Annotated in this window: 5 protein-coding genes; all 5 read left to right on the forward strand. The window is 66.4% G+C overall.

Annotation, left to right across the window (positions count from 1 at the left end; all coding sequences use genetic code 11):
- The first annotated feature begins 18 nt into the window (after window positions 1–18).
- The 5 genes from VGI12_06755 (at window position 19) to mutL (ending at window position 8,769) form a co-directional block, all read left to right on the forward strand.
- The gene (locus VGI12_06755; protein ID HEY2432358.1) at window positions 19–915 is read left to right on the forward strand and encodes a glycine--tRNA ligase subunit alpha; all 897 of its coding nucleotides are present in this window, start codon (window positions 19–21) and stop codon (window positions 913–915) included.
- Between the two features lie 79 nt (window positions 916–994).
- Window positions 995–3,175 (forward strand): glycine--tRNA ligase subunit beta, encoded by a 2,181-nt coding sequence (gene glyS, locus VGI12_06760; protein HEY2432359.1) that lies wholly within the window; start codon window positions 995–997, stop codon window positions 3,173–3,175.
- A 145-nt stretch (window positions 3,176–3,320) separates the two neighbouring features.
- Window positions 3,321–6,029: a pyruvate, phosphate dikinase gene (ppdK, locus tag VGI12_06765; protein ID HEY2432360.1), complete on the forward strand. Its 2,709-nt coding sequence runs from the start codon at window positions 3,321–3,323 to the stop codon at window positions 6,027–6,029.
- A gap of 8 nt (window positions 6,030–6,037) precedes the next feature.
- On the forward strand, window positions 6,038–7,006 hold the full coding sequence (corA, locus tag VGI12_06770; protein ID HEY2432361.1) for a magnesium/cobalt transporter CorA: 969 nt from the start codon (window positions 6,038–6,040) through the stop codon (window positions 7,004–7,006).
- Complete coding sequence (gene mutL, locus VGI12_06775) at window positions 6,997–8,769, forward strand: DNA mismatch repair endonuclease MutL (protein HEY2432362.1); 1,773 nt, start codon at window positions 6,997–6,999, stop codon at window positions 8,767–8,769. Before corA ends, mutL begins: the two co-directional genes overlap by 10 nt.
- The last annotated feature ends 180 nt before the right edge of the window (window positions 8,770–8,949 follow it).

The following is an 8,949-nucleotide window of genomic DNA, read 5'->3' on the forward strand; positions in this document are numbered from 1 at the left end:
ATATAATCAGCAGATCGCGTGACCCTACAGCAACTTATCTTCAAACTCTCGGAATTCTGGGCGACCCGGGGCTGTCTGCTGCAGCAGCCCCTCGACATCGAGATGGGCGCCGGGACGATGCATCCCGAGACGTTCCTCCGGGTGCTCGGGCCGCAACACTGGAGCGTGGCCTACGTGCAACCGTCCCGGCGGCCCGCCGACGGACGATTTGGCGACAACCCCAACCGCCTCTTCAAGCATCACCAGTTCCAGGTGATCCTCAAGCCGGCGCCTGACGAAGTGCAGCAGCTGTACCTTCAGAGCCTCGAGGCGTGCGGCATCGATCTGCGGGCGCACGACGTGCGGTTCGAGGAAGACAACTGGGAGTCGCCGACGCTCGGGGCCTGGGGCATCGGCTGGCAGGTGCTCTTCGATGGCCAGGAGATCACGCAGTTCACCTATTTCCAGCAGGCGGGCGGCATCGACCTTCAGCCGATCTCCGTCGAGCTGACCTACGGGCTCGAGCGCTTCGCGATGGCCTTGCAGGACGTCGACAACGTGTTCGATCTGGAATGGGCGTCCGGCGTCACGTATCGCGACGTGCGGCACCGCGACGAGGTCGAACAGTCGAAGTACGCCTTCGGACGGGTCGACATGCCGAAGCCGGAGTTCATTGCGCTGCATCGCGACCTGTTCGAGAAGTACTACCAGCTCTCGCAGACGCTCCTGCGCTCCGATCTCGTGCTGCCGGCGCTCGACTACTGCCTCAAGTGCTCGCACATGTTCAACCTGCTCGATGCTGCGGGCGGGGTCGGCGTCACCGAGCGGATGTCGTACATCCTGCGCGTCCGGCAGATGGCCGTCGCGATCGCGAAGCACTGGGCCGGCGTGGACGAGCCTGGCGCGAACGATCGCAAAGAGGGATCGCATGCCTAGCGGGCGATCTGGGGCACGAGCGAGGCGCGGCGAGAGAGCGTGGAGGGGAGTCCGAGCGGCGACGCCCCTCGGTGAATAAATGGATCGTGAACTGTTACTCGAGATTGGTGTCGAAGAGCTGCCGGCTGCCTGGTTGCCTGGGCTCACGACGCAGCTGGCGGAGAAGCTCTCGGCGCGGCTCGCGAGCATGCGGCTCAAGCCCGACGCGCCGGTCGAGACCTATGCGACGCCGCGGCGGCTAACCGCGTGTGTCGGCCGCATGCCCGAGCGGCAGGAGGATCTCGACGAGACCGTCAGCGGTCCGCCGGTCAGCGCCGCGTTCAATGCGGCGGGCGAGCCGACGCCGGCGGCGATCGGTTTTGCGAAGAAACAGGGGGTCGCGGTCGAGGCGCTCGAGCGCGTCAAGACCGACAAGGGCGAGTACATCGCCGCGCGCCGTCACGTGCGCGGCAAGAGCACCGTCGACGCGCTGCCGGAGCTGCTCGCTGGGCTGCTGCGCGATATCGCGTTTCCCAAGCAGATGCACTGGGACGCGATGCTCGAAGACGGCAAGGGCGAGCTCGTCTTCGGGCGCCCGATCCGCTGGCTGCTCTACCTGTACGGCGGGCGCGTCGTCCCGTTCTCGATCGGCCGTTTGCCGAACGTCCTCTCGTCGCAGGTGCAGGAGGTGACCTCCGGCGCGGTCACCTACGGGCATCGCTTCCTGGCGACCTCAGGCCGTGCCGGGCGATCGGTCAAGGTCCGCTCGTTCGAGGAGTATCGGGCGCGGCTGCCCGAGCACTTCGTCATCCTGGATCACGCCGAGCGGCGCGATCGGATCGCCCGCGAGCTCGAGTCGAAGGCGCGCAAGCTGGGCGGACGCGTGCCCCTGCGCGATCACGCGGCGCTGGTCGACGAGGTCGCCGATCTCGTCGAGTATCCGGGGGTGGTGGCCGGCTTCTACGAGCGCGGCTTTCTCGACCTGCCGCACGAGGTGCTGACGACGACGCTCGTCCATCACCAGCACTATTTCCCGGTGAGCGACGAGAAGGGGGCGCTGAAGGAAGCGTTCCTGGCGGTCGTCAATACGCAGCCCTCGGACGAACGCCGCATCGCGAAGAATGCCGAGCGCGTCGTCACGGCGCGGCTGCGCGACGCGCGGTTTTTCTGGGAATCGGATCGCAAGACCACGCTGGAGGACCGGCTCGAGCGGCTGCACAGCCTGACGTTCCACAAAAAACTCGCCGCGAACAGCTATCGCGACAAGGCCGAGCGGATCGAGAGGCTGGCCCGCACGATTGCCGCCGATGTTCTGGGTGCGCCGGATGCGGCGGCGCACGCGGCGATGGCCGCGCGCCTGGCCAAGGCGGATCTCGTCACCGACATGGTGTTCGAGTTCCCCGAGCTGCAGGGCGTGATGGGCGGTATCTACGCGCGGGAGGAAGGACTGCCGTCCGCGGTCTGGAAGGCGATCTATTACCACTACCTGCCGCAGAGCGTCGAAGCGGATGCGCCGCCCACTCGCGCCCAGCTCGGCGAGGCGGCGAAGACGTGGGCGGCGGTATCGATCGCCGACAAGGCCGACACGCTGGTCTCGCTCTTCAACGCCGGCGAGAAGCCGACCGGGTCGCGCGATCCGTTCGCGCTCAGGCGCCAGGCGCACGGGCTGCTCAAGATTCTCGTGGACCTGCCGGAGCTGACGGGCGTCGACCGCGCTGTCACGATCGGCCAGGTGATCGACCTGTCGGGTGACGGGGCCGCGGCGCTGCGCCCGTTCCTGCTCGAACGCGCGCGCTTCGTGCTCGAACAGCGCGGCTTCGATGCGCGAAACATCCGCGCCGTGACGCATGGCGACGTCGGCACGCTCAGCCCGCTCATCGCGCGGCGCATGCTCACGGTGCTGCCCGAGTTCACCTCGTCGGCCGATTTCACGAAGCTCGCGACGGCGTTCAAGCGCGTCAGAAACATCGCCCGTGAGTTGCCGGCAGGCACCGACGCGGACCTGGCACCACTCGGCGAGCCGGCGGAAGTCGCGCTGCGCGACGAGCTCGAGCGCCGGCAGCAGGTCATCGAGTCGTCGATCGTTGCCGGCGACTACCGGCGTGCATTCGCCGAAGCGGCGAAGTTCGGTCCCGCCGTCGACACATTCTTTGCGGACGTGTTCGTCATGGTGGATGACCCGGCGCTGCGGACGGCACGTCTCGGGTTGATGAAGCGCCTCGAAGCGCTCATTCTCCGGCTCGGAGACATTTCGGAGATCGTTGCAGAAAAGCAGGCCTGAAGGCACGCCCTGCAACCGCACCCATCGCACATCGAACTTCGGATATCGGCCATCGAACAGGAGTGCAGCAAACGTAATGGCGAAGAAATCAGCGCGCAAAGCCTCGAAAGCCCAGAGCTCAAAGCTTAAAGCCCAGACCCCGCCTGTGAAGGGCGCCGGAAAGTACGTGTATCTCTTCGGCAAGAAGACCGACGGCAACGGCGGCATGAAGCCGCTGCTTGGCGGTAAGGGCGCCAATCTCGCGGAGATGTGCCGGATCGGACTGCCGGTGCCGTCCGGGTTCACCATCACGACCGAGGTCTGCACGTATTACTACGCCAACAAGCGGTCGTATCCGCCGGCGCTGCGCGCCCAGATGGACGCGGGCGTCAAGTCGCTCGAGCAGCAGACCGGCAAGATCTTTGGTGACCTGAAGAATCCGCTGCTCGTCTCGGTGCGCTCCGGCGCCCGCGACTCGATGCCGGGCATGATGGACACCATCCTCAACCTCGGGCTCAACGACAAGACCGTCGAGGCTCTGTCGGTCAAGACCGGCAACGCGCGCTTCGCCTGGGACTGTTACCGCCGCTTCGTGCAGATGTACGGCGACGTCGTGCTCGGCGTCCAGAAGCGCGCGAACGAAGATCACGATCCGTTCGAGACCGTGATTCACGGGCTCAAGCACGATCGCTATCACCACGACGTCGAGGACACCAAGCTGACGGTGGACGATCTCAAGGAGCTCGTCGCCCGCTTCAAGGCGCTCGTCAAGGAGCGCGCCGGCAAGCAGTTCCCGGATTCGCCGTGGGATCAGCTGCTCGGCGCCGTCGGCGCCGTGTTCGGATCGTGGATGAACGACCGCGCGATCGTCTATCGCCGCAAGTACAACATCCCGACGGAGTGGGGCACCGCGGTGAACGTCCAGGCGATGGTCTACGGCAACACGGGTGACGACTCTGGCTCGGGCGTCGCGTTCACGCGCAACCCGGCCAACGGCGTCAAGGAGTTCTACGGCGAGTTCCTGATCAACGCCCAGGGGGAGGACGTCGTCGCCGGTGTGCGCACGCCGGAGCCGGTCGCCGAGCTGAAGAAGCAGATGCCGAAGGCGTACGCCGAGCTCGAGCGCATCCGCCAGACGCTCGAGAAGCATTTCAAGGACGTCCAGGACTTCGAGTTCACGATCGAAGAGGGCACCGTCTACATGCTGCAGACGAGGAACGGCAAGCGCACCGCGATGGCGGCGCTGAAGTTCTCGATCGACATGCACAGGGAGAAGCTGATCGACTGGAAGACGGCGGTGCTGCGCAATCCCGCCGACCAGCTCGAGCAGCTGCTGGCGCCGGTGTTCGACGCGTCGGAAGTGGCCAAGGCGAAAGCAATCGCCACGGGCCTGCCGGCCGGTCCCGGTGCGGCGTCCGGTCAGATCTACCTGAACGCCGAGCGCGCGGTCGCGGCGGCCGAGAAGGGGGAGAAGGTCCTGCTCGTCCGCGTCGAGACCTCGCCCGAGGATCTGCGCGGCATGATCGCCGCCGAGGGCATCCTGACGGCGCGCGGCGGCGTCTCGTCGCACGCGGCGCTCGTCGCCCGCCAGATGGGCAAGGTCTGCGTGTGCGGCGCGGCCGCCGTCGAAGTGGACTACCAGGCGCGTACGGTCACCGTCGAGAAGAAGACCTACAAGGAAGGCGACTGGATGTCGATCGACGGCACCGCCGGCAAGGTCTACGCCGGCCAGGTGAAGACGGCGCCGTCGGAGATCGTCGCGGGCCTGATCCACGGTGACCAGGCCGCGCAGAAGACCGAGAAGTTCAAGAACTTCCAGCAGCTGATGAAGTGGTGCTCGGAGGCGAGCCGCATGAGCGTGCGGACCAACGCCGACACACCCGAGCAGACGGCGAACGCGGTCGCGTTCGGCGCGGTCGGCATCGGCTTGACCCGCACCGAGCACATGTTCTTCGAGGGGGATCGCATCGATGCGATGCGCGAGATGATCCTCGCCGAGACGGTGGAGGAGCGGAAGGCGGCGCTTGCCAAGCTCCTGCCGTACCAGCGCGAGGACTTCGCGGGCATCTTCCGCGCCCTCAAGGGTTACCCGGCGACCATCCGCTTCCTGGATCCGCCGCTGCACGAGTTCCTGCCGCACACCAAGCAGCAGCAGGAGGAGCTGGCGAAGAAGATCGGCGTCAAGGCGTCGCGCATCCACCAGCGCGTCGAGCAGCTGCACGAGTTCAACCCGATGCTCGGCTTCCGCGGCTGCCGCCTTGGCATCGGCTATCCCGAGATTTCGGCGATGCAGGCGCGCGCCGTGTTCGAGGCCGCGGCCCAGGTCCAGAAGGAAGGCATCAAGGTCCGGCCCGAGGTCATGATTCCGCTGGTCGGCTTCAAAAAGGAGCTCGACCTGCAGATCGAGGTGGTGCACCAGGCGGCCAAAGCGGTGCAGGCGGAGCAGAAGGTCAAGCTGAATTACATGGTCGGCACGATGATCGAGATCCCGCGGGGCGCACTGACCGCCGACGAGATCGCGCAGTCGGCCGAGTTCTTCAGCTTCGGAACCAACGACCTGACGCAGACCGGACTCGGCATGTCGCGCGACGACTCGGGATCCTTTCTGCCCCATTACCAGGAGCTCGAGATCGTCAAGAAGAACCCGTTCGCGACGATCGACACGACCGGCGTTGGCCAGCTCGTCGACATCGCCGTGAAGAAGGGGCGCGCCACGCGGCCGAACCTGAAGCTCGGGATCTGCGGCGAGCACGGCGGCGATCCGGCGTCGATCCAGTTCTTCGAGCAGGTCGGCCTCGACTACGTGAGCTGCTCGCCCTATCGCGTGCCCGTGGCGCGGCTGGCGGCGGCGCAGGCGGCGCTGCAGTCGAAGTAAGGCCGGGCGTGCTCAAGATCTTCGCCCATGTCGGGGGCAGGACGAGCCAGGTGGATCAGGTCGATCCCGCCTGGCTCGCCCCCGGCAGCGGCGTGCAGGTCTGGGTCGACGTGATGAATCCTTCGCCGGACGAGGGCCAGCACGTGCTCCGCGACGTCTTCCACTTCCACGAGCTGGCGGTGGAAGACGCGCTGAGCGAGCTGGAATACCCCAAGGTCGAGTCCTACGGCGCCTACCTCTACCTGATCCTGCACCGCATCGATTTCAAGGCGCCGGAGCACTGCTTCAAGACCCACGACGTCGACTTCTTTCTCGGTCCGAACTACCTCGTCACGATTCACTCCGGCGATTCACGATCGATCGACCAGATCACCAAGGTCTGCGAGCGCAATTCGCTGGCGCTCGGCGAGGGCGCGGCGGCGCTGATGCACCGCATCATCGACTCGATCGTCGACAACTACCGCCCGGAGATCGAAGAGCTCAACGAGCGGCTGGATGCCCTCGAGGAGCGCGTCTTCGAAGCGGGCGCCGCCAACCTGGCGAAGGACATCCTGGATTTCAAGCGCGACGTCGCCTCGCTCCGCCGCGTCGTCCAGCCGCAGCGCGACGTGGTCGGCCGCCTGGCGCGCCGCGAGTTCCCGATCATCGACGAGCAGATGTCCTACCGCTACCGCGACGTCTACGACCACCTCGTTCGCCTCGCCGACGAGTCGATGGTTTTCCAGGATCGGATCACGAGCCTGCTCGACGCCAACCTGGCGATCGTCTCGAATCAGCTGAACACGATCATGAAGATCCTGACGATCATCGCGACCGTGTTCATGCCGTTGACCTTCATCACCGGTCTCTACGGTATGAACGTCGACCTGCCGCATTTCGGACTGAGCGGCATCGCGATGTTCTGGGTGCTGATGGGCCTGATGGGCGGGATCGTGGCCGCCATGTTGATCTACTTCCGCCGCCGCGGGTGGATCTAGTGGCCAAGATCCACCGTCTCGCTCCGGATCTCGCCAACCAGATCGCCGCCGGCGAGGTCGTCGAACGTCCGGCCTCTGTCGTCAAGGAACTGTGCGAGAACGCGCTCGACGCCGGCGCCACCCGCATCACCATCGCCGTCGAGATGGGCGGCAAGCGGCTGATCCGCGTCGAAGACGACGGCGATGGGATGGACTCGGAGGACGCGCGTCTCGCGATCGAGCGGCACGCGACGAGCAAGATCCGCCGCGCCGACGACCTCGGAGCGATCCGCACGCTCGGGTTCCGCGGCGAAGCGCTGCCATCGATCGCCTCGGTGTCGCACTTCACGCTGCGCACACGGGCGCGCGGCGCACAGTCGGGCACGGAAATCAGGGTCGACGCCGGCGTCATCTCCTCGATGCGCGAAGCCGGTGCGCCGGAAGGGACCACGATCGAGGTCGCCGACCTCTTTTTCAACCTGCCGGCGCGGCGCAAGTTCCTCAAGTCCGACGTCGCCGAGACGACGCAGATTTCGCGTCTGACGACACAGCTGGCGCTCGCCTACGCCGAGGTCGGCTTCTCGCTGACGTCCAACGGTCGGCAGGTGCTGCAGTGCCCGCCGGCGGCGACGCTGCGCGACCGCTTCTTCCAGCTGTTCGGCGATCGCGCCGATCTCGTCGAGATCCGCAAGGACGCGGGCGGCCTGCAGATTGAAGGCTTCGTCGCGGCGCTCGGCGACCAGGGGCCGACGCGCGGCGCCCAGAACGTCTTCGTCAACCGCCGCATCGTCAAGGACCGGACGATCGCGCACGCGATCATCGAAGCCTACAGCGTCGCGACCATCAAGGAGCGCAGTCCGGAAGTGCACCTGTTCCTGACGATTGCGCCCGACCGCGTCGACGTCAACGTCCACCCGACGAAAGCGGAGGTCCGCTTCCTCGAGCAGTCGCTCGTCCACGAAGTACTTCGTCGAGGGCTCGGCGAGGCGCTCGGGCAGGGGCGTGCGCCGGAGGTCCAGTTCCATCTCGAAGGCGGCGCCGAGCAGCCGATCGTACCGACGGCGATGGCGATTCCCGGCATCATGGCCGGCGCGGCGGTAGGGAACCGGTGGAATCGCGAGCAGCTGCCGGCGGCCGGCTACCCGTTTCCGGATGCCGGCGCCCCGCACCCAGGCGATGTCCAGCTGCCAGCCTCCGCGACGACCATTCGCCCCATGATTCCGCTGGGGCAATTCCGCGACACCTTCATCATCGCCGTCGACGATGAGGGGGTCGCGATCATCGATCAGCACGTCGCCCACGAGCGCGTCCTCTTCGAGCAGGTCACTGAGCGGCTGACGACGGGCCGGCTCGAGAGCCAGCGGCTGCTGACCCCGATCCTGCTCGATCTCTCCTCAGTCCAGCGCGAGGCGTTGAAGCTGCACGCGGCGACGCTCGAGAAGTTCGGGATGGAGGTTGAGGAGTTCGGCGGCGACGTGGTGAGGCTGTCGGCCGTTCCGTCGATGCTCGATCCCCGCGAATGCGAGGCGACGATCCGTGCACTCGCCGACGATCTCGACGGTCTGACTGCCGGTACGCGGGCCGAGGAAGCGCTGCGCCGCATCGCCGCGACGATGGCGTGCCACGCGGCGGTGAAGGCCAACTATCCGCTGACCCTGGAGAAGATGCGTTACATCCTCGAGGAGCTGCGGCGCACGGCCTATTCGAGCGTCTGCCCGCACGGTCGCCCGGTCGTGCTGCGGCTGACGCGGCGCGAGATCGAGAAGAGCTTCCAGAGGATCTGATCGAGGCTGGGGGCCCGCCGCTCATGCCGTTTTGGCGCACGCACCTCAGCAATACGCGGTCACACCCTTGACGCGAAGGACGTGGGGGTTTACCCTGCAGATATTCCTGTTAGCTGTTCCAAGCGATAAAGGCGGCCGGACGCGTCTGTCCGGTGCGCAACGCTGCCCGTCGCAGCTGCC

The sequence above is a fragment of the Vicinamibacterales bacterium genome (assembly GCA_036496585.1).
Taxonomy (GTDB): domain Bacteria; phylum Acidobacteriota; class Vicinamibacteria; order Vicinamibacterales; family 2-12-FULL-66-21; genus JAICSD01.